Here is a 24,757-nt window from a genome sequence, read left to right on the forward strand (position 1 = left end):
CGCACGCTGCCCCGGCTTTGCCGCCGCTGACCGCGATGTCCGCACTTTCACGTTCGGGCAGTGGCACAGCGTGAGCGGGGACGGCGCGCAGGCACGTCGAGCGCGCGGACACGCGGCTCCGGCGTGCTTGGCGGGATCGGCAATCGCGACTGGTCGGTCGGTGCCTTCGGCGGCTATCTCGACAGCCGCCAGCGGATCGAAGCGCTGGCCGCCTCAAATCGCGCCGACGGCTTCGTCGCGGGCGTGCATGGGCGCTCTGCAGTGAACGGGCTGCGGCTCAGCGCATCGGTGCTTTTCGATGGCGGCGATGCGCACACGACACGGTCCTTGCCCAATGGCGATATCGCTTTTACCCGCTACAATCTGCGCAGCTGGGTCGGCGATCTGTCGGTCGGCTATGCCATCCCGACAGGCGGGGACTGGGCGCTGTCGCCAAAGGCAGGCATCACCTATGTCCGTACCACGCCCGATCGTGCGGTCGAGACAGGCAGTGTGTTCGCGCTGACGGTCGAAAGGAAAAGCATGTTGCAGGCTTTGCGGATGCGGGCTTCCGCTTCGCACGTGCCGACAGTTTTGACACCGCGTTCCGGCCTTATGTGGGCTTTGGCCAGCGCGCGCAGATCGAAGGCCGCACGCCGACCGCAATGGGCGGCTATGCAGGTGCGCCGCTGTCCCTGTTCGCGGTAGGGCCGAAGGTGGTAGGCACCATATCAGCAGACGTTTCCTACCGCCTCGACAGTGGCCTCGAACTCTTCTCCGCCGTCGATGCGCAGACAGGAAGTGACGACCATCGCGAGAGCGTCATGACAGGGGTGCGCTTGCGGTTTTAAGATGATCTCGTCCATTCGGCAACGGACGGGCAAGCGCTGCGCCGAGCGGATGGTCGGACAGATCGATCCGCTTCATTCCGAGGTGCGCACCTCCCATCCTTGCCGGAACCACGCTGATGGATGAACAATGACTAGGGTGCGCGAATGGCCGCTTTTCGAGCCGAAGCCCACCGTGATTAACCCAGGCGAAAAAAGCGTACCGTTCGGTTTAGCCTGACAAAGCCCTTTAGTGCCTTGGCAAGTTCTAGTTTTAGGCCCATGAAGCGCAGGCTGGTCGCGCATAATCGCGCATAATAGCAGTCTTTTTTTGTAGTTCAGGCGAGACATGATTAGCGATCCCATGAATATCGTTCCCGTTATCCTATCCGGCGGATCGGGCACGCGACTTTGGCCTGTTTCTAAGCCTGAACGTCCTAAGCAACTGCTGCCCTTGACGGCGGACGAGACCATGTTGCAGCTCACCGCTGTGAGAACGCGAGGTTTCGACGCGGCTTCGATCAGCCGTCCGATCCTCGTATCCAACGCCGCGCACGCTGACATCATCGACGAACAGTTGCAACAGAGTAACATCGACGATTATAGCGTCATATTGGAACCGATCGGGCGCAATACCGCCCCTGCGATCGCATTGGCCGCGCTGGAAGCACAGCCCAGTGACGCACTACTGGTGATGCCGAGCGATCATGTCATCGACGATCTGCCTGCCTTCCATGATGCCATAACCCGTGCCTTGCCGTTGGTCGCTCAAGGTTGGTTGATCACGTTCGGCATCGAACCTGATGGCCCCGAGACTGGCTATGGCTATATCCAGATGGGGCAAGCCTGCGGCGACCTGGTTAATGAGGTCGTTCGCTTCGTCGAGAAGCCGGATGTCGCCAATGCCGAACGGATGCTGGCGGAAGGCAATCATGCCTGGAATGCGGGCATTTTCCTGTTCCGCGCGGACGCCTATCTGGCCGCCCTTGAGCGACATCAGCCTGACATGATGGCCGCAGTGCGCGCGTCAATGACACAAGCGAAGCGCGATGGCCCGCATATCTTTCCCGACGCCATGGCTTTTCACGCCTGTCCTTCGGATTCGGTCGACTATGCTATTATGGAGCGGGAAACGCAGGTAGCCTGCGTACCCGTCGCCATGGGTTGGTCGGACGTCGGAAGCTGGGACTCTCTTCACGCCGTAAGTACCCGTTGCACCGATGAAAATGCGGTTCGTGGCGACGCGCTGCTGCTGGGCGCCCGCAATTGCCTGGTTCATAGTGACGGCCCGCGCGTCACGCTGGTCGATGTCGACGACCTGATCGTCGTCGTGTCACAGGGCGAGGTCATGATCCTCAAGCGCGGTGAATCCCAGAAGGTGCGCAAGGTGACCGAAGCGCTCAAGGCTCTGGCCGCCGCGACATCCTCACACTGATTTTCCATCGCATGGCCGCCCTGACATGTGCGGCATGGAGAGATTCATGACGCAATCCGTTTCCATCGCCGACCTGATGGCGCAGTCGGGCGTCGCGTTCGGCACCAGTGGCGCACGCGGTCTGGTCAGCGCCATGACCGACCGGGTCTGCTTTGCCTATACCGCCGCCTTCCTCCAGCATCTGAGCGCCATCGGGCAGTTTGCGCCGGGCGTCCATGTGGCGATGGCAGGTGATCTGCGCCCGTCCAGCCCGCGCATCATGGCGGCCTGCGCGGCGGCGGTGCGCCATATGGGCGGGGATGTTGATCTGTGCGGTTTCGTGCCGTCGCCGGCCGTGGCGGCCTACGGGTTCGCGCGGGGCATCCCGTCGCTGATGGTGACGGGCAGCCATATTCCCGACGACCGCAACGGCATCAAGTTCAACCGCACCGATGGCGAGGTGCTGAAACCTGATGAGTTGGCCATTCGCGCGCAGAGCGTGACATTGCCCGACCTGTTTGATGGGGACGGGATGCTGAAGGATGCGCAGCCCGTAGCACGACAAGTGGACGTCGCGACCGCCTATGTTGCGCGCTATGTGGATTTCTTCGGTGGGCAGGCGCTGGCCGGACTGAAACTGGGTATATATGAACATTCCGCCGTCGGCCGCGACATATTGGTCGCGCTGGTCATGGCGCTGGGCGGGGATGCGGTGTCGCTGGGGCGGTCCGACCGTTTCATTCCCGTCGATACCGAGGCGGTTCGCCCCCAGGACCAGGCGCTGGCGCGGGAATGGTCGGCGGCGCTCAAGCTGGACGCGATCCTGTCCACCGACGGGGATTCCGATCGGCCCTTGCTGGCCGATGAGCATGGCCTGTGGATGCGCGGCGATGTGCTGGGCATGTTGAGTGCGCGGACGCTGGGGATTGGTGCCATTGCAACGCCGGTCAGTTGCAACAGTGCGGTTGAATTGTCGGGCCTGTTTGCGACCGTGCGACGGACCCGGATCGGGTCGCCCTTCGTGATCGAGGCGATGAACAGGCTGGTTGCAGAAGGACAGGAGAGCGTCTGCGGCTATGAGGCCAATGGCGGTTTTCTGATCGCCACGCCGGTCGAGGCGGAAGGGCACATTCTGCCTGCGCTGCCGACGCGCGACGCGGTGTTGCCGATCCTGTCGGTGCTGGTGGATGCGCGACGCCAAGGTGTGACGCTGTCCGCGCTTCAGGCGCAGTTGCCGCCGCGCTATACGTTCAGCGAGCGGCTGGAGAATTACCCGACGGCGCAGAGCCAGGCGCTGATCGCGCATCTGGAGCAAGGGAGCGAGGCCGCCATATTGGTGCGGCTGACCGCCATGTTCGGGGCGCTGGCTGGCGAAGCGGACGGGATCGATCGAACCGATGGACTGCGCATCCATTTTGCCGGCGGCGACATCATCCATCTGCGACCCAGTGGCAATGCGCCGGAACTGCGCTGCTACACCGAAAGCGACAATGCGCAGCGGGCAGCGGCCCTCAACGAGCAGGCTCTAAAACTGGTCCGCGATTACTCTATTGCGGCCTGACGCGCTTTCGGCTGAAAAGCCGACAGTGAGCTGGACAATGACTCGCTGTTTGCGCAACATCAAATCATTGTAAATCAACGATTTTCCGTCACAGTCCTGTCCCAGATGTAACGGTCATAATCCTATTTCTCTTTATAATCAGGGACTTGTGAATATTGGCCGATCGCCCATCATGCGCGAAGGTGGGGAGCGGCCAATATTCGTCGGTTCAGCGCGGAACGGCGAGCAGGGCCGATACCGGTCCTGTCGTGAGGGTGCAGATGCACTCGCCCTCCAGCAGCAGGCAGTCGCCCTTTTCCCAAGGGCGACCATTGACCATGCCTGCGCCGGTCAGCGGTGTGAACCATAGCAGCTTGCCGTCGGGCAGGGAGAGGCTTTGATCCGTCGTCCAATGCACCAGATCGAGTGAGAAGGGGGCTTCGCTGTCGGCGATCAGCCGGGCTTCGCTGCCCAGCGGTGCCTTGATCAGGGCGCGATCATAGGGCTGGAGGCGGCTGACGGCGGCTCCATCGTCCAGATGCAGTTCGCGAGGCCGGCCATAGTCATAGAGCCGATAGGTGACGTCCGCATTTTGCTGGATTTCAACGAGCGTGATGCCCGCGCCGATGGCATGGACGGTGCCGGCCGGAATGAAATAGCAGTCGCCCGGTTTCACCGGCTTCCAGTCGATCCACTGTTCCAGCGATCCGTCCTGCGCCGCCGCCCGGAACTGATCGAGGGACATGGGTGCCGTCAGGCCAATACCCAGGGTCGCGCCCGGTTCGCAATCAAGGATATACCAGATTTCCTCCTTGCCGCGCGGCAGCCCTTTGGCCACGGCCTGCACGTCGTCGGGATGCACCTGAATCGACAGCCGTTCGCTGGTGAAGATATATTTGACCAGTAGCGGAAGGTCGCGCCCATCGGCGCTTTCGAACCACACCTCCCCGATCTGCCGCCCTGCGCCAGCAGCGAAGAGCGACGGGAGATCGGTTCGGCCCCACGGTTTTTCGACATAGTGGGGGGAAAGCTTTTGTGTCAGCATGATATCCTTCGGGTTTTAGCGCTTTTAGCTCTCTTTAGCGTCAGTTTCCCGATGAACCAAACCCCATGTAGATTGCGATCACCGCCAGACTGGCGATGTTCAGGCCATGGCGCATTTTCAGGATATCATAAGATCGTTCGCCCCCGCCATTGATGCCAACATAGACGGCAGCGGTCACGCCGAGACCGGATATGACGATGTTGAAAGCAGAAAGCGTCCAGCCGTCTGGGGGCTATTCAATCTTCATATGTTCAGACCCAGCCTCTGCCCGTCATAATGTTCGCGCAGCGGCTGCCACCACCATTTGTTTTCCAGATACCAGCGCACGGTCTTTTCGATGCCGCTGTCGAAATTCTCCTGAGCGCGCCAACCCAGTTCATTCTCCAGCCTGGTCGCATCGATCGCGTAGCGGGCGTCATGGCCGGGACGGTCGGTGACATATTCGATCAGCTCCGCACGCGGCGAATCGGTCGGCACCAGCTCGTCCAGTACGGCGCAGATCCGCAGCACCACGTCGATATTCCGGCGCTCGTTGCGACCGCCGACATTATAGGTTTCGCCCGGCTCGCCCTTTTCGATGATGAGGTCCAGCGCGCGGGCATGATCGTCGACATAGAGCCAGTCGCGGATATTGTCGCCCTTGCCATAGATGGGCAGCTTGCGCCTTTCGAGCGCGTTGAGGATGGTCAGCGGGATCAGCTTTTCGGGAAAATGATACGGCCCGTAATTGTTCGAGCAGTTCGACACCACCACCGGCAGGCCGTAGGTGCGTTGCCAAGCTTTTGCGAGATGATCGGACGCTGCCTTGGACGCTGAATAGGGCGAGCTGGGGTCGTAGGGGGTGGTTTCCTTGAACAGGCCTTCATCGCCCAGTGAGCCATAGACTTCGTCCGTCGAGACGTGGAGGAAGCGGAAGGCGGCCTTCGCATCGCCCTCAAGCCCGTTCCAATGGGCACGCGCGGCCTCCAGCAGGGTGAAGCTGCCCACGATATTGGTCTGGATGAAATCAGCCACGCCGGTGATCGATCGGTCGACATGGCTTTCGGCAGCCAGATGCATGATGCGGTCGGGCCGGAAACCGGCGATCGCTGCGTCCATCGCCGCGCGATCGCAGATATTGGCGTGCAGAAACTGGTGGCTGTTCCTGCCTTCCACTGCCTTCAGCGAAGCTTGGCAGCCGGCATAGGTGAGCGCGTCGATGGTCAGGACATCATAGCCCTTTTCCAGCACCAAATAACGGACAAGGGCAGAGCCGATGAAGCCGGCACCGCCGGTGACGATTACGCGCATGGGCTATTTCCCTTCAGGTGAAATAGGCAGGGAGATCGGATAATAGCGGCTGCTTGCGATCTTTCAGCGAAAGCGTGTCCGGATCGGCGACATCGGGCCAATCGATCCCAATAGAAGGATCATCCCAGGCAAGCCCCTTGTCACATTCGGCATTATAATAGTCGGTCACTTTGTAGCAGATGACCGTATCAGGCTCGAGCGAGCAAAAACCGTGGGCAAAGCCTGGCGGTACCCAAAGTTGCTTGCCATTGTCTGGGGTCAAGATTTCGCTGACCCACTGGCCAAAGGTGGGCGATCTGGCGCGGATGTCCACCACGACGTCAAACAGCGCTCCCGCGGTACAGCGTACCAGTTTGCCTTGAGCATGGGGTTGGCTTTGGAAATGGAGGCCGCGGATCGTGCCAACCCGACCGCTGCGAGATTCATTGTCCTGCACGAAGCGATGTTCGCCGACATACTTTGCAAAGAGATCGACGCGGAAGATTTCCGAGAAATATCCTCTTTCATCGCCGATATGACGAGGGATAAGGAGGATTAGATCGGCAATATCGTAGGTCTGGACGTCCATAACATATCAAGCCCCGCATCCCTAAGATCACTTCTAATGTATGGACCAGGGATGTGAACTCTTAAATTACGCAAAACCCGCGATCAGGCATCTGCTACACAAAAATAATGCTGAGACTCCCAATCTGCCTGCAGGCTGAGAAGGAATGAAATAGACCCTCAGTCTATTGCTGCCAGCACCGACTGAGCGGAAAGCTTCCAGCTTGCGCTTGGTCGGGTGACGCGAACCTGCCCCCCTTGCACATGGCTAATCCATTGCCGGATGCAGGCGCTAATTTGAGGCGTCGATCCGTCCGCCGGAAAATAGCAGACGCCAAGCTGCTCGTGAATACGAAAGATGGGGAGATTCCGCGCCAATACAGGCCTGTCATGCCCCAACGCCTCGATTAGCGGCAATCCGAAACCTTCGGCATAAGAGGCAATGATTACCCCCTGGCACGCGTCGTAAATACGTTCCAGTTCCAGATCATCAACATCGTCGAACCAGAATAATTTGTCGCCATGTTCAGGATGGCTGCGGATGGCATCATGCAGTTCGTGGACCGCCCATCCCATCCGACCGACAAGAACCAAGCGATCATTTGCACCTTGACGCCAGAGTTCGCTGAAAGCCGCCAGAATGTCCGTGTGGCCCTTCCGCGGCTCCAGCGTTCCCACCATCAGAGAAAAGGGTGCTTCAACATCAAAACGCATCGACCCGTCATCGACCGCCAAGGCACGAACGAGACGGGCCTCCCGAATGTCATGCCCCATCGGCACCACGCTCGTGCTGTAGCCCCCGCGCACGCCATAGCGCTTGGCCAAAACCCTGCGCAAATCTTCCTCTGTCTGGTCGGATATGCATAAGAATCCTTCTGCAAGTCCGGCTATGGTATCAAGCCACGCCTTGTACCGCAGAACATTGTTGGGCGAGAACCATTCACGTCGTTCCACCGGTAGCAGGTCGCACACAAGGAACCATAGACGACCGCCTTCACGCTGAAACCGAGCAAGTTGGCCGCGATAACGACGAACGGTATCGAGCGAGAAATCCAGCCCGAGGAACATGTCGCCGGGTTTCGCTGACATTTCCACAGTTGAGCCGACCTTACTGACGTCGGGCCAAGCTATGATATGATAAGGACGACGTCTGTCAGCCGCGACGAAACAAATGTCCCATTGATCGTGATTTTCTTCGTTCAGCGAGCGTGCAAGCGCGCGCACGACGCGCTGGATGCCTGTACCGGCATCATTGCGGCTGATGACTGCCAGGTCGATGAACAATCGTTTGGACCCCGATGGGGGCCGTGTTGATCGATAAGGAAGCTTAGAACGCTGCAACCGCGCACGCAGCTTGCGTACCGGGCCGGATGTTGCCGCCTGTCCAATACGGCAGGGCAAAAGATCCCAGAAAGCCTTCGACATTCTACGCAAACGCACAGGTGAGTCTATTGCCTGAACGCCGTCGCCGTGGTTGCGATCGGCAGGAAGGTAGAGAAGATGACGCTCACGAACTTCTGGATGTCGGCGAGTGGAGCATTGGAAACGTAAAGTACGTCTTTGTCCCGGATCGGGAAGCTCTGTGCAATGAACAGGGTCGAAGGATCCCGCATGTTGATGCGATAGATGACAGGAATTTTGCCGTCCGGCGTGAGCCTCGCTGACGCCCGGATCGTTGGATTAACCGCTTCAGGACTTTCAAAACGGAAGATGAACACACCCTTTGCATTGGACCGTGAATCCTGAAGTCCTGAGAGGCGGCCAAGGGCTTCGGCCAAGGTCAAACCAGTAGCTTCGAAAGGCAGTTGCTCATTCTTGCCGACCGCACCCAGCGCCGTGAAGCTATAGGGTTGGTACAGTAAGGTCATGACATCGTCCGGCTGAAGCCGAACATTCTGCCGTGGATCTCGGATAACCATTTCCAATGGTAGCGAAGCCACTTTCATGCCGCGCGTTATCTGAATCGTCATCTTACCCACCGGTTCCCTGACGCCCCCGGCTTCCGCCAAGATGTCGAGGACACGCTCGCCGCGCGACGTGAGAGGTACACGAGTGCTTTTTGCTACTTCTCCAACAACAGTCACGTTCGCCGCTGCGTTGTTCGACAAACGTACGATCGCTTGCGGCTGATGCGCTATGCCATTCAGACGGGTAGTGATGGTGCGCGCGATCTCCTGAGGAGTACGACCTGCGGCCTGAACTCGACCAATGAACGGAATGACAATCTGTCCTTCGCTGTCCACCATTTGTTCGGGCAGGCTGTTGTTACGCGCCAGCGATAACGGAGCGCCCAGCCTGCTTTCGCTGCCCGAAGTCCCAAACAGCGTGGCAGGTGGCGCTTCCCATATGGAGACGTCGAGAACATCGCCTTGGCCAATCATCGATCCTACGGGGCGGCCTTCACCTAGATTTTCGGAAAACAAAAAAGGACGGCTGCTGGCCAAGATATCGCGGGCGATCGCGTCTGTAACATCAATGACCTTAATGTTCGCGTTGTCAACGACGCTGCTATCTTCAGCTTTTTTGATTCTGCCGGTGGACGGTCCGGTTGCCGGCATTACAGCGCATCCTGACAGCGTCGCGGCCAGACATGCTATTCCAGCCATCCTGACTGACATATTAGATTTTCCCATTGAAATTCAGCTACATCCAAATCATTATCGCCGCGCACCGTCAACAGGTGCGCAAGGCTACGAACCATGACCTAACCAGTAATCTTGATCAAGAATGATCAACATATTTGCGGCGTCATAGCACGAAATCCATGTGCGGATGCAGGTCATTCATCTGCCCTAGACGATAACGAAAGCGCGGGCTAGGCCTGATGCGACATCCCTGCCGCTTGACCCCGCTTGTATCCTGCCAGTTTGTGGTTATGGATGCCATGTCCCTGTCTCCTGCCGAGGGATATTGCGTGTACGGCAACGTCGGAAAAGCGTATAAAGATCAATGCAGATTCAACAAAAGCTCAAGAATGTCAGCACGTTATTTGTTTTAACGGTTGTTGTTCCGACCCTACTGGCCATATTATATTTTGGCTTCATCGCCTCAGATGTCTTTATTTCTGAATCGCGCTTCACCGTGCGTAGTCCAGACAAGGCGACGCCTACGGGGTTGGGAGCCTTGTTTAAGAGTTCGGGCTTCAGCAATGCGGGCGATGAAATTTATGCCGCCCAGGATTATGTTGACTCCCGCGATGCGCTGCGTGCGGTGAACCGGCAGCAAGCGTTCATCAACGCTTACAGTGGTTCATCGATATCGATGTTTGATCGCTTCGCTGGTTTTGGAATGGGCGATACGTTTGAGGATTTGTACAAATATTACAGAGGTAAGGTTGAAGTCAAATATGACAGTTCGTCTTCAATCGCAACGCTGACCGTTCGGGCGTATACAGCCAAAGATGCTGCCCGCTTCAATGAGCAACTGCTCGAAATGGCTGAGTCTACTGTCAACACGCTTAACGAGCGCGGGCGGCAGGATCTTATCCGTTTTGCGCGGCGGGAAGTCGACAATGCCAAGAAGCAGTCGCAAGACACGGCTTTGGCATTATCGGCCTATCGTAATGCAGCGGGCGTCGTAGATCCCGAGAAGCAGGCGACCGTCCAAATTCAGATGATTTCAAAGTTGCAGGACGAACTGATTACGACCAGGACGCAACTGCTGGAAACCCGGTCTGTCGCGCCGCAGAACCCGCAGATCGAGGTTCTCGAAACCCGCGCCCGAGGTCTGAGCCAAGAGATTGACAAGCAACTGGGCCTGGTTGCTGGCAGCAGCAGATCGCTTTCCACGCGGGCCGCGCGCTACCAGCGTCTGCTGCTAGAGAACCAGTTCGCCGACAAGCAGTTGTCCAGTGCGATGGCGTCGCTTGACGAAGCGCGCAACGAAGCGAACCGCAAACAGGCCTATGTGGAACGTATCGTTCAGCCGAACACTCCCGACGAGGCGCTTGAGCCGCGGCGTCTGCGCGGCATTTTTTCAACGTTGATCTTGGGCCTCGCCGCTTGGGGTATCATCAGCATGCTGGTCGCAGGCATGCTAGAGCACCGGGACTGATGATCGCGTGAATAGTCTTTCACAGCTCTCCACGCTACGTCGAAGCGCGATGATTCAGGGACGGGTGATCTACGCGCTGCTGATGAGGGAGGTTCTTACCCGCTATGGCCGACATAATATCGGCTTTCTCTGGCTGTTCGTTGAACCGATGCTGTTTACGACCGGCGTGACAATCCTATGGACGCTGTCAAAATCGGCCCATGGATCTTCGCTACCCATCGTAGCGTTTGCGTTGACGGGTTATTCCAGCGTTCTGCTGTGGCGTAATATGCCTGCGCGGTGCATCGGTGCCATTGAACCCAATCTCGCCCTGATGTACCATCGCAACGTCAAGGCAATAGACATCTTCCTCGCACGGCTCCTCTTGGAAGCGGGCGGCGCGACAATATCCTTTGTCACCTTGAGTGTGTTCTACATCTATGTAGGGTGGCTCGAACCGCCTGAGGATCTTCTTACGGTAGTAGGCGGATGGCTGCTGCTTGCATGGTTTGGTGCCGCGATGGCCATGTTTTTGGGCGCAGTGAGCGAGAAGAGCGAACTGATCGAACGTTTTTGGCATCCGGCATCCTACATCATGTTCCCGTTGTCGGGGGCGGCTTTCATCGTTGATGCTCTGCCAACGGCTGCGCAGAAATTCATGCTCTATGTTCCCATGGTGAGCGGGGTCGAATTGGTTCGCGAAGGTTATTTCGGCGACCAAGTTAATTCTCATTACGACATCCCTTATTTGGTGGGATGGTGTATCGGGCTGACCCTCCTTGCACTGGCACAGGTTGCCATGATTGGTCGGGGAATTACGCCAGAGTGATCAAAGCTGAAAATGTGTTCAAGGTCTATCCCACGCGATCGGGGGACCGTGTCGTGCTCAACGACATTTCTTTCACGCTCGAGCGGGGTGAAAAGCTGGGTGTCCTAGGCCGCAACGGCGCAGGCAAGTCGACGCTTGTGCGACTTGTCAGTGGTGCCGAACAGCCCACCTCTGGCACGATCTCCAGGGCCATGTCTGTGTCTTGGCCGCTTGCCTTTGGCGGCGCCTTTCAGGGTGCACTCACAGGTTTGGACAATGTCCGCTTCATAAGTCGAATATATAAGCAGGAGTATGAGAGGAATATCGATTTCGTAGCCGAGTTCACGCAACTCGGGCTCTATCTCAAGGAGCCAGTTAAAACCTATTCTCAAGGCATGCGCGCACGCCTTGCCTTCGCCATTTCCATGATCATCGAGTTTGATTGCTATCTGATCGATGAAATTAGCGCGGTCGGTGATGCGCGGTTTCATGAAAAATGCGAAATAGAACTGTTCCAAAAACGCCATGACCGGGCGATGCTGATCATCTCACATGATACGGAATATGTGCGGAACCACTGTTCCCACTTTGCCGTGCTGCATGATGGAGATATTTGTTTCTATTCCAGTTTCGATGAGGCCCACGCGCATCACATGGACAATCTGCATCGCCAGTAGACACAGGTAATCGACTGTGGCCTCCTATGTAGGCCTTGATCAACCTAAATAGCCTCCCATCAGGCGCCTGAGCAATCAGGCGCCTGATGGGTATGCTCACCTGCCAAGCATCCAAGCAAGCGTATCATGCAAGGTGTAGACGGGCCTCTGGCCTGACAGCATCTCAATCTTAGTGCGATCGCCCCAAAGCATCTTCACTTCATTCTTGCGAACGAAGGCCGGATTGACGGTGACGTCGAAGTCGTGTCCCGAAATCTCCTTGATTGACGCGATCACGTCGCCCAACGAGTGAGGCGTCCCTGAACAGATGTTAAAGACCTGCCTCAAAGCTTGGGGCTTGAATAGCAGCGCGGCATAGGCCAGCACCACATCGCGCACGTCGGAGAAGTCGCGTGCCACATCCAAATTGCCAAGTTCGATCTGCTCGGCTTTGCGCAGCACATGATCGATGATTTTGGGAATTACGAAATCGATCGACTGCCCTACCCCGGTATAGTTGAACGGTCGGGCTACGATGATCGGCAGACGATCCTCGTAAAGTTTGGCGACATACTCCATCGAGACCTTACTAACGGCATAGTCATTGACTGGATCGGGGGCGACATTCTCGTCAATGGCGCCGCTGACACGATTGCCGTAGATGTTGGCGCTGCTCGCCAAGAGGACCGCATCGGCACTCTTGGCCGCGCTCAGAGCCTCGAGCAGATTGCGCGTGCCAACGACATTCGTACGGTAGATGTCCTCGACGACACCGTGCGAAACAAAGGCGATTGCAGCCAGATGCGCAACCTTATCAGGCTGGAGCTGGGCGATAATTTCCTTGAGGCCCTGTGCATCAGTCAGATCACACGCATGGGTCGCAGTCAAGCCTTCGACCGGGTTGGTTATTGGACTGTGGGAAATGCCGAAGACTTCATGGCCCTGGCTTGCCAGCAGCGCTGTTAGATGGCGACCGGTAAAGCCATCCACACCGGTAATCAAGATTCTGCTCATAGACATCTCATCGTCGCTACGCTGGCACAGGGCTTGGCGGTGCGGGAGCGACGCCAAGCCCCATAATATTAACTAGTACCTAAATTACCTAGATAGGATCAGAACGATGCGTTCGCTTGATTCCTGACAAGGTCAGCATCTACCATCATTTTGCAGAGCTGTTCCAGGTTGGTCTCCGGCTTCCATCCAAGCTTCTGGGTTGCCTTTTCCGGATTACCAATGAGCAGATCAACTTCGGCCGGACGATAGAAGCGCGGATTTACGCGCATCACCGTTTTGCCTGTTGCAGTGTTGATCGCGATTTCATTCTCTTCCTGCCCAGAAAATTCGACATCGATATCGGCCGCCTTGAAGGCCATCTGTACGAAGTCGCGTACGGTTTCGGTACGGTTGGTCGCCAAGACATAGGTGTCGGGCTCGTCGGCCTGAAGCATCCGCCACATGCCTTCGACATACTCCTTGGCGAAGCCCCAGTCGCGCTTGGGGTCGAGATTTCCCAGTTCCAGGCAATCGAGCTTCCCGAGCTTTACCTTAGCAACGCTGTCGGTGATCTTGCGGGTCACGAACTCACGTCCACGCAGCGGGCTCTCGTGGTTAAACAGAATGCCGCTGCAACCGAAGATATCGTAGCTCTCACGATAGTTCACCGTGATCCAATGGGCGTATAGCTTAGCAACGCCATAAGGGCTGCGTGGATAGAAGGGAGTATCCTCCACCTGCGGCACGGCCTGTACCTTGCCGAACATTTCCGAGGTACTTGCCTGGTAGAAACGGATTTTGGGATCGACAATCCGGATTGCTTCTAGAAGATTGAGCGGCCCGATGCCGGTGATCTCCGCAGTGGTCGCGGGCTGGTCAAAGGAAACGCCAACAAAACTCTGCGCCGCAAGATTATACACTTCCGTCGCGCCAGTCGTCTGCAGCAAACGGATGCTGGAGGAGAGATCGGTTAGATCATACTCAACCAAGATGAGATTAGGATTATTCTCGATCCCGAGTTCTTCTATGCGCCAGAAGTTTACCGAGCTTGTGCGGCGATATGTTCCATACACCTTATAGCCTTTTTGTAACAGGAGCTCTGCAAGATAAGCCCCATCTTGTCCGGATATACCGGTCACTACCGCCGTCTTCATATGTTCCCTCTTCACAAATAATAACTTAGGTCACGCATCACATACTCGTCTGTATGCCACGCGCACCGCAAACGCACGGCCACTGCTCTCCTAATGCTCTTTTAGCCTACACCATGGCGTTGTGCGCTCGCGCCGTCAATCGATGTGGGCAATCGATCGTGCGAATGTTATGCTGCCATTATCAATTTTGACGGGCCTATCAGGCAAGCTTTCATGAAAGAATAATAAATTCCCTCATTGGGCGATTTAAGAATAGTAAATATTCATATAATTTTATAACTCATTGAGTTTAAGGATTGCCGTTGAGTAAATTATCAACATTTCTGGCGACGATCGCTTTATCTTTTACTAATATGCTCGTTGGCAGCCTAGCGTATGCCAGTCCAACATTGGACGACCTATGGGTCGGTAATGCCCATTTTGAACAGGTTGGGCAACTTAATTGGCCGAACACTCTCGATCACCATTCCGAATCGGCGGGTTGGTTCGCCGTTCGCAACGGCATCTGGTATGTCTTTAATCGCGCCTATCTCACCCGCAAGGTGGATTATTGCCCGCTCGACTATGCTAAGATCGTGGTGCACCAGAGCACTGATCAGGGAAAAAGCTGGTCCGAGCCTGTTGTTGCTGTCGAACCGGGAGATAGCCCGGGCGGCGATGACTGCAATGCACTCGACGGCAGCACCTATTTTGATCAAACTACAGGTACATGGCACATCCTTTCCCAGTGCCTGACGAAGAACGAGGCCAGCCTTTGGTCCTTATGCCATTATAGTCGGCGAGGCGATTCTCCGATGGGTAGGTTCCGTCCAGACAAGGGCAACCCGGTGGTTAGGGGCGGTGCGCTTTGGTCTCGAATTTGCGCGGGCAAAAACAAGTCTTGTCCCGTAACCACACAAGACGAAGGAACGCCGGAAATTCTTGGTAAGCATCGGGGATCTTATATCGTGACTTTTCACGGTTGGTCCCCAAAATCAGGCCATGGCTACCGCGGCGTGGCTGCGACCAAGGATTTTCGTAGCTGGAGAACGAATGGCAGCGAACTGCCTGGAGACGCCATGTTCAGCGCAAAGGACTGCCAAGCATGGTTGGAGGCCTGTATCGGCATAGGCGCGACCTCGACCTTTATTGGTAAAAAATATGCCTATGTTATCGGTGAAGTCATGGACAAGAACCTGGCATGCCAGAAGGATCAAAAATGGGTGTTCGAATTGTTCCGAGTATTGCGCGGAGCTTGGCCTCAATCGGGCGCGGGCAAGTGGCAAAAACTGCCTGGAGACGCTCTACTGACACCTACATGGCGTGATGGAAACACGCTCTGTCAAGTATCATATGCGCGCTGGATCGTTGATGGAGATAATATCTATCTCGTCTATGAGGATTGGGGACCAGAGCGGCGGTTTGGAAGTCGGCGCCTGCTCCAGCTCAAAGCCGGCAAAGGGTCCCGCATCCAAAAAACGGATTAATTCTGATCCTTGTTTGCAGCCAGGGTTCTGCTTTCCACCGCCGTGCGGCACCGTTGTCACAGCGCCAAGCTATTATCTAGCTGCCTTCGACGCGTTGGAATGGGGGGGGTGCGCAGGCGCAGGATTATCTGAGTCAGGCGGACAAGACTATTATCCAAATACTTCAATAAAAGCACGTTGGATGAATGTTATCTATAAAGCCATTTAAAATGATTATAGAAAAACTTTGGCGATGTGGATTGTAATCAATGCTTATTGGATCATGTAAATTATCATAAATAAATGTCGATATTATGAAGTTAGTGAAATTATTTAAGCTCTATTTAGGAGATAAGTATGAGGATAGATAGTGATATTAACGAAATACTTCATGCTGGTAGAGGTGCATATTTGCGAACAATGCCACCTGGTGCCAAGACTTTTTTGAGCGCAGGCTGTGCAGGGCTTTGGTATTTTGAATGGATAGAACGATGCTATGGCAAAATCCCGCTGCATATAGGATTAGAATATTATTCGCCTAAGCCTGAAAAACTTCCGGATAACGTCCGCTGGATAGAGAACACATGCAGCGACATGCATGGAGTAGATAGCGCTTCTTGTGACATCGTCTTCTCTGGTCAAAATCTTGAACATCTGTGGCCCAACGAAATCGAAGGCTTTATGCTTGAGGTTGCACGGGTAACACGCGCTGGAGGGCATCTGGTGATGGATAGCCCTAACAGGTCGGTCACCGAGCTTTTACGCAACTGGAGCCACCCTGAACATATTATAGAGTTTACCGCCAAGGAAGCGGCTGAACTTGTCAGGCTAGCTGGCTTTGACGTGAAAAGCATCCGGGGGATCTGGTTGAACAGGGATTCTGATGGGCATGTCATCCCGTTCAATGTAAACCAGCCCGACTGGAATGATGCAGAACGTCTTATCTTGGCATATGATAGGCCAGAAGATAGCTTTATCTGGTGGATCGAGGCTCAAAGGGTCGACAGAAGTCCGAACCTGAATGCTATGCGAAAGCTGATCGCACGAGTTTATTCAAAAGCTTGGCCCGAGCGCAAGCTCCGTATGTGCAGTAATGTTGGCTCCGCTTTCTTCGAAGGCGACGAAGAATGGATAGCCGGGCCGCCACTGACAAATGATGCTTTGCTCTTTGGTCCGTACATGCCTTTAAGGGCGGGGCGCTATAGATGCACCTTCGAGGTCTCATCGCGAGGCAACACTCAAGCTTACTTTGATGTCATCGCAGGTGATCAGCCTATTGTGATCAACTCAAAAGTTATAAATCTTGAAGCTGGAAAAAGCACGATCTCGATAGATTTTGAACTGGAGAAGCTCCATTTCGGGGTACAGTATCGATGCCTGGGTCGAGGTGGCGCAGGATTCTCAGTCCGACGCCGCGTTGAAGTAGAGGAATTCGATGTTCCTGCTTACCCGTAATTGAGGCTGTTCCCCAGATGCCCGTTTTGATGATTGAGCTTTGCTATGATGCTGTAAGACGGGTTGGGGTAAAAATCCCAACCCGTTTCACAGATATGGTCATCTTTCGTCTTAGCAGACTTCTGTCTTTAAGGCGTGAATATGTCACCCTCTAGGTAAGCCAGACAGCGGGCGGTTAGGCTAGCTGTCCGCAAGGCTCAGATCATGCATGTACCGTCGATTTCTTACCGCTCACGTTCTGAGTGGCATCATTATAGGGTTCCAGAATAATGGATACCACTGACATGTCTGTGGCCTTGTCGACCCAGACACGGATTTCCAGATCTTTGATGGGGCTGTCGAACGTGATCGTGTCATCGATACGCCAGTTGTTCCAGTCGCCCTTGATAGGACCGCGCCAATGAACCTTAGTACCGCCATGCGAGGAAATATCCATAAACTCGGTTCCAACCAATGTTCGGGCATCGCCTGAAGCCATAATACGATAAGATTGGCCTGCCATCGGCAAATAAGGACCGTAGAGGAGGAAGCCCGCCTGGTTGGTTGTGCGGATATGCTGTCGATCAGGAACGCCGATCGGAGAGATCATACGGCTGTCACTGCCCCAAAGGCGCAGCGCGCCGTCGGGCATCCAGTATTTATAAGGCGACTTTTGATCCAAGATGATATTCAGCAATCTATCTGCACTCTGCGCCCACGTTTGCCACGAGATCGCTGGATGATTGGAAGCCTCAGCCTTGGAACGGATCAGCTTCGTCACCGCCTCCGATATGGTTTCCGGATCGCGGCTGTTATCGAAATAGATAGCAGCATCACCCGCAACCTCGCGGAACACCGGAATATCACGCGCCAGCACCGGGAGGCCGTGCCGCGCGGCCTCGATCAGAGGCAATCCGAACCCCTCGCCTTCGCTGGCAGCGATAAGATATCTGCACGATGCGTACACTCTATCGAGGAACTCATCGCTGATGGATTCCAGCCAGAACAGTTTACTGTTCAACTCGGGATGGCTGCGGACATTATCGGCGAAATCGTCCATCATCCATCCAAGTTTGCCGACTAGGACTAGATTGACGGCAACATCCTGAGCCCAAAGCGCCTCGAAAGCTGCTAACACCTGCCGCGCAGCCTTGCGAGGCTCGATGGTGCCGACCATGAGGAAAGAAGGACTGTCGCGCAGCGTCGACAATATGGTGTTGGCATTGTCAGGCAGCCCCATTGTCGGAATGCTGTTTTCAGTGTCACCGCCCAGATGAAACCAGTTGATCGTTAGTGGGATCTCACGTTTCGCACCGAAATGCTCCAGCCAGTCATGGCAGGTATCCGCCACGGCCCGAGAGATAGCGGTAATCCCATCGAACTGCGTGACGGCATGAAGCCACGCATGATAGATTCGGCGGGCATCGGGCATAAAGAAATCGTCAGCCATGATAGGTAGAAGATCATAGACAACGAACTGGACATTCACCCCGTATCGACGCCAAGACTGAAGCAGAGCATGCTGCTGGATTATCATCGTCGGGCTCAGGTCTAGACCAACAAACATGTCCTCCGGAGCGGGTTCGACGAGTTCATCTTCACACCAGCCATCCCAGACGTTGAGATATCTGCTGGTAAAGCGGCGTGCATAGCGGAAGCCGGGTTTGTTGAACTCGGCATAGACCGGCTCGACCATCCAACCTGCTGGTGGGTTAGACAGCCAGTGCGAGAGGATTGAGCGCACGACACGCTGAAAGCCCGATCGCGAATCATGCTGGACCAGCTCGGATATATCGACAAGGAGACGCTTCAGTCTTGGACGGGGCGGTAGGCTGCGCGCGATCGCTTTGCCGACCGCCGCCCACTCCGCGGCATCTAGGTTAAGCTCGCTCTCGACCAAGGACTGCGTCAGCCCTGCTTCCTGCGTGACCCCTCTGGCATAATAATGCTCGATCGCGACTGCATAATCATCGCCACAACGGCGCGGCTGATGACGCTGCCTGATATGGGCTCGTGCAGCTTCACTTAAGGCCTGCCGGCGTGCATGGTCCTTCCAGAGGACGTCGAGAGCCTCGACCAGATTCTCATTGGCGAACGCATCTTCCATCAGCCAGACGCAATCTGTTGGTAGTTCGCCCATGGAGCCATTTGCATTAACTATCGTCGCCAAGCCTGCGTTCATGCAATCGAGTACGGCGGCCGACGTTTCACCGCGGGAAAGCGTCCGAAGCTGCACGCCGACATCCGCTGCGGCCAACCATTGGCGAAATATAAGCGTATCTGTCCAACCCGTTATCTTGATGCGGCCAGCACCTGCCTCGCTGATGAGGTGCTGCAAGTCCGCGCCATATCCGCCCCCGTCATTCTGTCCTACAAAGACGAGATGACAATGCGGATCCTTCGCCAAGGGGCTGGCGAGCCAAGCCGAGAGCAGACGATCATTCATCTTAGTCTTGGCCAACATGCCAAAGCTGCAGACCACGAAATCGTCAGGTTCGATGCCCAGAGCTTTGCGTGCGGCAGCCTTGTCCAGGCCGAAAAGCGGTTGCCGCAGAAGCGGGATAAGGCGCCAATCGTCTGCAGCATCGGCTCCATACCATTGCCGCGCCAATTTGCGCGAATAGTCGGCATGAACGATGACGCCCAGGGAGTCTTGGATGACCTGAAGGTTGCAAGGATAGGCCCAGATGGCGTCCGCCACATCCTCTGCCTGAAACCTCTTCACGACCGCAGGCCAGCCATGAGCGTGCAACAACTCACGTGCGAATCCGTTCGGATTAGTTCCCATCGCTTCGCGCCAGTGAGAGATGCCGGAAAGGTAGAAATCATGCAGCACCACGACACCGGGATAGGTGTGTAGCAGATCGAACATGTGCATGTGAAATTCGGAGTTCCCGAAATGATACAATATCCGGTCAAACTCATGCGCATGCTGGCGGAACCAAGCGACGTCACGAACGGGATAGTTCGCTGTGACGCTTACGTCGCTGATGCCGTTCTGCACCACCACCACATCGATCTGATAGTGCCGGGCCAACTCTGGCAGGAGTTCTGCGCTATAGTCCGCAATTCCACTGGCCTCTGGCGGCAGGGGCGAAAGGAAAGCGAGGCGCGGCCGCTTGAGCGGCGGGGCGACAGGGATGGTGCGCTTTTCCTGTTGACGGGCATGGCTTTCTTCTAGTGCAGCCCATGCGCGACGCGATGTCTTGTCCCAATCGAACTTCTCGGCCTGTTTGAGGCCATGGCGTTCAAGTTCTGCGCGCTGCTTATCGTCAGTCAGTAGGGTAGCAAGTTTGCCACTCAGCGCCGGAAGATCGAAAGGATCGAACAAGGCGCTGTCCAGCCCCACCACCTCGGGTAAGCTGGAGCGGTCGCTGGCGATCACTGCCCTGCCACACTTCATCGCTTCGAGTACCGGCAGACCGAAGCCCTCATGCCAGGACGGGAAAACGAACAATTTGCACGACCTGTAGAAGGCAATCAGATCGGCCTCGGGAATGAAGCCGGTCATGATCAACTCTCCGTCAGCCAACCCTAGGTTGGCAGCAAACTGAAGGAGGCGAAGGCGCTCAGGCTCCAGCACTGCACAGACGATCGCGAGCTGATGCTGACGTCTAACGGCTTGCGGTATGTTAGCATAAGCCTCGATTAGGCCTTCTATATTCTTTCGAAAGTCGATGCCGCCCGTATACATGACGAACGGCCGCTTGATCCCATAAGCCTCAGCCAGATGTGCCTTCATCTCGGCATCGACTTCCCCGGGGGTAAAATGCTCTTCTGCGGCAGTCGAGATGTTGACGGTGTTAAGTGGATCAATACCGAGATAACCAATTGATTCCTGGCGCGAAGATTCTGAAATCGCCAGCAGCAGATCTGCGTTACGCAGATAGCTCAGTTTGTTCTCGTACCAAGCGGCCAGCGTTCCATCTCGCAGGTAGATGTGCCTGTGAATGAGTGGAATGAGATCATACAATATTACTGCCGTAGGAACCGATGAACTCAGTTGCCCGACGCTGGTCACAACATTGTCACCCCAGCCCTCGAAAACCGAGCTGATGAGTACATAGTCGGGGTTCAAACTTGCAAGCGCGCTTTCTCTTATCTGCTCCGCCGCCTTTCGACGCTGAGCGTTTTGCGGATCCGCGCCGAAGTTGGGGATAGGCGCTTCCCACACAAGAATATTCTCCGGTGGGACAAGGCCGGCTAACGCCGCACGCAATGGCTCATTGGACTCAGCAAATTCGCCATTGAGCGCAACGAAGACTTCGTGCTCGCCCCGGTTGCGGGCAAGCCACTGCGTAAGAGACAAGCCATAACGACCAATGCCCCGAAACCGGCTTGAACCGCCTTGCGCGCCCTGCAGATCGATTACGATACGCATCATATGCGCCCCTTTTCCAATGGCGATGCGCCTTTTACATGTTGAAGCCGCAATATGATCCGCCGTGCTTCAGGGCTCATATCGCTTGTGTCGACCGTCGCCAGGGGCGAGATTGGCTCAGTCACATGGCTTACAAGATCACTTATCTGCTCCAGCGGCACATTCGTGCCTGCCTCTTCAAGCTGGCGGTAGATCGCAGCAGCCTGATCCAGCTGCCGGCGCTCGACTTGCGCGATCCTCATGCGCAACCGTTCCTCGGAGATATGACCGAGTTGCAGCAGCGCTTCCTGCTCTTGATGTTGCAGACGACTGGTAAGTCGAGATCGACGTATCCACCGACGGCTGCGCTTCTGCTGCTGCCGCTCGGATTCCAATAGACGATCGAGCTCAATCCACAATCCTCCAGCAGACTGCGCTTCACTGGAGGTTCCGATATCCTTTTTCACTTGCTCCCTGCTGGTTCCGCGACGGAGCATACTCAAATAATGGGTCAGACCAGTTTGATCGGGAGATCGATGAATGTATCTATGATAGAGCCAGCTTATGAACTCATCATCATTCTTTGAGCCTATCATCTGATTGTAGCGGTTAAGATATTCCGGAGATGAGTAAATCTCGAAAAGCATCTTCCCACGCCCCAATCCTGCACGCAACGTACTACTGTGTAGCCGTAATTCTGATGGCTCGGGATTTCTTCCTAGAAACAGATTATAGGATGTTGCGATAAACTGATCCAGTGGAAGGCTGATCAGATCAATCACATTACTGATATCTTGAGAGGACATGTCGAGGTTACATCCTTGATGTTTTGATCCATCATGATCCTGAGATTTTTCCGATATCGGACAAACCGCAAGTTGAGTGGCGCCCTCCAGACCATCTGAATCGCATACTGAAGCAGGCGTCGTATTGCCGTTTTTTATCGACGCTGCAATATGCGATGCACGAGCATCCCCTTCGATATTAATTATCTCCTGGTAAAAATTTCTCTCCCTAAAAAAAAACCTGTATATGGCTGAAAATTTCCAACTTCCGCTACCAATCACACTATAAAGAATATCTTTCTGACTTACAGTGATGAGTGATAGCTGTTTAATTAATCTTTTTTTATCGTTTATCTCGCATTCTATATTTCGAAATTCTCTATTTAATTTTTCTGATTTTTCTTTTTCTTCTTCGAGCTGATTCTGTATTTTGCCAAGGCGATCTTCATAGGATTTTGCCAGCGTGGCGACTGCCAACCCATGTTCCGCTTGCTGGTTGGCCATAGCTTCGGCGAGCGCCCGCTCACGCTCGTGCCCTTCAGCACGAATATCGGATGAAATCTTATTTGTACGTGAATGGAGAGCCTGCTCTCGCACCCAAAAATCTTTGTGGGTCGCCTCGATACGCTCCTGTAATTCTGCGCAGCGTTGTTCCCATTCTTCTTGGCGAACTGCGGCTTTCTCAAAGAGGGCCCGTTCACGTTCCAGCGCGACTTTGAGTTGATCGCGCGTTTCGGCGCGGATATGCGATATGATCTCGGTTGTGCGCGATTGGAGGTCGCGCTCCTGTGCTAAGAACTCGCCATGGATCACTTCGATCTGCTGCTGGAGCCTTGCACATTGCTGCTCCAGTTCCTGCTGCCGGGCGATCGCCGCCTCGGACAACGCATGCTCGCGCTTGAGCACGACGGCAAGATGCTCGCGCGCCTCGGTGCGAACATTGGAAAGGGCTTCATCCTTCCGCCTTAAGTGCTCTCGTTCTGATGTGACGGCATCCTGCCGGATTAGTTCGATCTGCTGCTGCAGCCTTACGCATTGCTGCTTCAGTTCCTGCTGCTGGGACGCTGCAGCTTCGGATAGGGCCACTTCACGCTCCAGCGCGGCATCGAGTTGCTTGGACATTTCAGACCGGACGCCTGCAACAATCTCGTCCGTACGAGATTGCAAGGCTTGTTCATGCGCAGAAATGTAAGATTCTAATTTCGCAACCCGTTGATCGTGCGCGCGCACTATTTCAATCACATGACCTGAATCTTGCGTTAGCTGGAATCCATCAAATACATTAGGCGGAAAATCGAAGTGCTTACTTAGTTCTTTATGATTATTATGTAAATAAAATCTATTAAGTCCATCTGAATAAACGTGATTATAGCCTTTATCTAATATTATATCCTCCCACTCTGAAAAATTGCTTATCTGCGTTCCAGGAATGGTGGACTCTATGACGACCACCCAAGGTCGCCTGCTCGCATCCGTCCAGCCACGCAGTACGGCTCTTTCCATTCCCTCGACATCGATCTTCAGCCAGTGGATTTCACGGTTCGGGCATAGGTTAAGAATATTATCAAATATGACAGCGGATACAATAATGGGAGAATATTCGAAATTATTCGATTTGTGGGATTCAGCAATTTCCTTATTAGAGGTAGATAGACCTGTTCCTTCTATGTTATAGAAATCGCACAAATCATTACTATCCGAGACGATGGCTTCGACCACCATGTCGCTTTGCCTATCTTTTCTCAGAAGATCCGCGTATATTGGGACAGGCTCGACATGAATACCTGTCCAGCCCGATTCAGAAAATATCTTGCTGACCGAATCTTTAATAGGGTGTTGCGCGCCTATATCTATGAAGAATCCGTTTTCTACATTTTTTAGTGCGCGCCATAGCATGACGTCTTCGAAGTTCTGGGCAAAGCTTCTCATATAAATATATTCTCTAACTATATTTATGGTAAAGAAACGCTAAATCGTAGGTTGGCAACATATTTATAATAAATAAAATATCATCAGGTAACAAGAGTATCGTATGCTTCTTCGCGCCTAACTGCAACTCAGCCATGAGGCGGATGTGCGAACCTGTCTCGAATCTCATACGTAACGAACGGCGTACCTGATAGGCGTCTCTAGGGTTAGCATAGAGAGGCGCGGTATAACCTCCGTTCTGTACGTTTTTTGGTCAGGTCCAAGTTCAGAAGACGTTGTTTTCAGCGATGTGGTCGAGGGCCTGATCGAGAGGCAAGACGCATCCGTCCATATCATCGATATCTTCCCATTTTCGCCGGTGTGGCCAGTAGCTGTAGCGCGACGATTACGGTGTCCGGTCGTGTTGCCTCATTAAGCGATGTTCCCGAGCGGCATAGCCATTGCCTCACGTAAATGCTCCCTACAGGAGATCACCCTCACGGACTATTCCTTGCGCGACTGGGGGCCGCGCAGCGGAGCC

At 54.9% G+C, this 24,757-nt stretch carries 18 protein-coding genes; 8 read left to right on the plus strand and 10 right to left on the minus strand.

Annotated features, from left to right (window positions below; translation table 11 throughout):
• The first annotated feature begins 60 nt into the window (after nucleotides 1-60).
• The 3 genes from Q0D44_RS14710 (at nucleotide 61) to Q0D44_RS14720 (ending at nucleotide 3,781) form a co-directional block, all read left to right on the plus strand.
• The gene (locus tag Q0D44_RS14710; RefSeq protein WP_294137509.1) at nucleotides 61-687 is read left to right on the plus strand and encodes an autotransporter outer membrane beta-barrel domain-containing protein; all 627 of its coding nucleotides are present in this window, start codon (nucleotides 61-63) and stop codon (nucleotides 685-687) included.
• Between the two features lie 468 nt (nucleotides 688-1,155).
• On the plus strand, nucleotides 1,156-2,241 hold the full coding sequence (locus Q0D44_RS14715; protein ID WP_294137511.1) for a mannose-1-phosphate guanylyltransferase/mannose-6-phosphate isomerase: 1,086 nt from the start codon (nucleotides 1,156-1,158) through the stop codon (nucleotides 2,239-2,241).
• 46 nt (nucleotides 2,242-2,287) lie between these two features.
• Nucleotides 2,288-3,781, plus strand: a complete 1,494-nt coding sequence (locus tag Q0D44_RS14720; RefSeq protein WP_294137513.1) for a phosphomannomutase — start codon at nucleotides 2,288-2,290, stop codon at nucleotides 3,779-3,781.
• Nucleotides 3,782-3,989: 208 nt separating this feature from the next.
• Here the strand turns inward: Q0D44_RS14720 and Q0D44_RS14725 are convergent, their stop codons facing one another.
• The 6 genes from Q0D44_RS14725 to Q0D44_RS14750 form a co-directional block, all read right to left on the minus strand.
• A complete protein-coding gene (locus Q0D44_RS14725; RefSeq protein WP_294137515.1) occupies nucleotides 3,990-4,805 on the minus strand; it encodes a class I mannose-6-phosphate isomerase in 816 nt (271 codons plus the stop codon).
• Between the two features lie 40 nt (nucleotides 4,806-4,845).
• Entirely contained in the window at nucleotides 4,846-4,983 is a 138-nt protein-coding gene (locus Q0D44_RS14730; protein ID WP_294137516.1) for a hypothetical protein, read from the minus strand.
• Between the two features lie 65 nt (nucleotides 4,984-5,048).
• Nucleotides 5,049-6,095, minus strand: coding sequence for a dTDP-glucose 4,6-dehydratase (gene rfbB, locus Q0D44_RS14735; RefSeq protein ID WP_294137517.1), 1,047 nt, complete (start codon nucleotides 6,093-6,095; stop codon nucleotides 5,049-5,051).
• A 13-nt stretch (nucleotides 6,096-6,108) separates the two neighbouring features.
• Nucleotides 6,109-6,663, minus strand: coding sequence for a dTDP-4-dehydrorhamnose 3,5-epimerase (rfbC, locus tag Q0D44_RS14740; protein WP_294137519.1), 555 nt, complete (start codon nucleotides 6,661-6,663; stop codon nucleotides 6,109-6,111).
• Nucleotides 6,664-6,821: 158 nt separating this feature from the next.
• On the minus strand, nucleotides 6,822-7,925 hold the full coding sequence (locus Q0D44_RS14745; protein ID WP_294137520.1) for a glycosyltransferase: 1,104 nt from the start codon (nucleotides 7,923-7,925) through the stop codon (nucleotides 6,822-6,824).
• A gap of 164 nt (nucleotides 7,926-8,089) precedes the next feature.
• Entirely contained in the window at nucleotides 8,090-9,199 is a 1,110-nt protein-coding gene (locus Q0D44_RS14750) for a polysaccharide biosynthesis/export family protein (protein ID WP_294137524.1), read from the minus strand.
• A 391-nt stretch (nucleotides 9,200-9,590) separates the two neighbouring features.
• On the opposite strand from Q0D44_RS14750, the gene Q0D44_RS14755 reads away from it, so the two are divergent.
• From Q0D44_RS14755 to Q0D44_RS14765, 3 genes are read left to right on the plus strand one after another with little or no spacing between them, the layout of a single operon-like run.
• A complete protein-coding gene (locus Q0D44_RS14755; RefSeq protein WP_294137526.1) occupies nucleotides 9,591-10,694 on the plus strand; it encodes a hypothetical protein in 1,104 nt (367 codons plus the stop codon).
• A 7-nt stretch (nucleotides 10,695-10,701) separates the two neighbouring features.
• On the plus strand, nucleotides 10,702-11,502 hold the full coding sequence (locus Q0D44_RS14760) for an ABC transporter permease (protein ID WP_294137528.1): 801 nt from the start codon (nucleotides 10,702-10,704) through the stop codon (nucleotides 11,500-11,502).
• Nucleotides 11,499-12,158, plus strand: a complete 660-nt coding sequence (locus tag Q0D44_RS14765) for an ABC transporter ATP-binding protein (protein WP_294137530.1) — start codon at nucleotides 11,499-11,501, stop codon at nucleotides 12,156-12,158. The genes Q0D44_RS14760 and Q0D44_RS14765 overlap by 4 nt, the downstream gene beginning before the upstream one ends.
• Nucleotides 12,159-12,254: 96 nt before the next feature.
• Here the strand turns inward: Q0D44_RS14765 and Q0D44_RS14770 are convergent, their stop codons facing one another.
• A complete protein-coding gene (locus tag Q0D44_RS14770) occupies nucleotides 12,255-13,151 on the minus strand; it encodes a GDP-mannose 4,6-dehydratase (protein WP_294137532.1) in 897 nt (298 codons plus the stop codon).
• 98 nt (nucleotides 13,152-13,249) lie between these two features.
• Nucleotides 13,250-14,284, minus strand: coding sequence for a GDP-mannose 4,6-dehydratase (gene gmd, locus Q0D44_RS14775; RefSeq protein WP_294137534.1), 1,035 nt, complete (start codon nucleotides 14,282-14,284; stop codon nucleotides 13,250-13,252).
• A 302-nt stretch (nucleotides 14,285-14,586) separates the two neighbouring features.
• Between gmd and Q0D44_RS14780 the strand changes: the two genes are divergently transcribed.
• Nucleotides 14,587-15,750, plus strand: a complete 1,164-nt coding sequence (locus Q0D44_RS14780; RefSeq protein ID WP_294137536.1) for a hypothetical protein — start codon at nucleotides 14,587-14,589, stop codon at nucleotides 15,748-15,750.
• Between the two features lie 336 nt (nucleotides 15,751-16,086).
• On the plus strand, nucleotides 16,087-17,184 hold the full coding sequence (locus tag Q0D44_RS14785) for a class I SAM-dependent methyltransferase (protein WP_294137537.1): 1,098 nt from the start codon (nucleotides 16,087-16,089) through the stop codon (nucleotides 17,182-17,184).
• A gap of 202 nt (nucleotides 17,185-17,386) precedes the next feature.
• Here the strand turns inward: Q0D44_RS14785 and Q0D44_RS14790 are convergent, their stop codons facing one another.
• Nucleotides 17,387-21,547, minus strand: a complete 4,161-nt coding sequence (locus Q0D44_RS14790) for a glycosyltransferase (protein ID WP_294137538.1) — start codon at nucleotides 21,545-21,547, stop codon at nucleotides 17,387-17,389.
• A complete protein-coding gene (locus Q0D44_RS14795; RefSeq protein WP_294137540.1) occupies nucleotides 21,544-24,237 on the minus strand; it encodes an FkbM family methyltransferase in 2,694 nt (897 codons plus the stop codon). The genes Q0D44_RS14790 and Q0D44_RS14795 overlap by 4 nt, the downstream gene beginning before the upstream one ends.
• Nucleotides 24,238-24,757 lie beyond the last annotated feature (520 nt).

The organism is Sphingobium sp., assembly GCA_023266575.1.
Classification (GTDB): Bacteria; Pseudomonadota; Alphaproteobacteria; order Sphingomonadales; family Sphingomonadaceae; genus Sphingobium.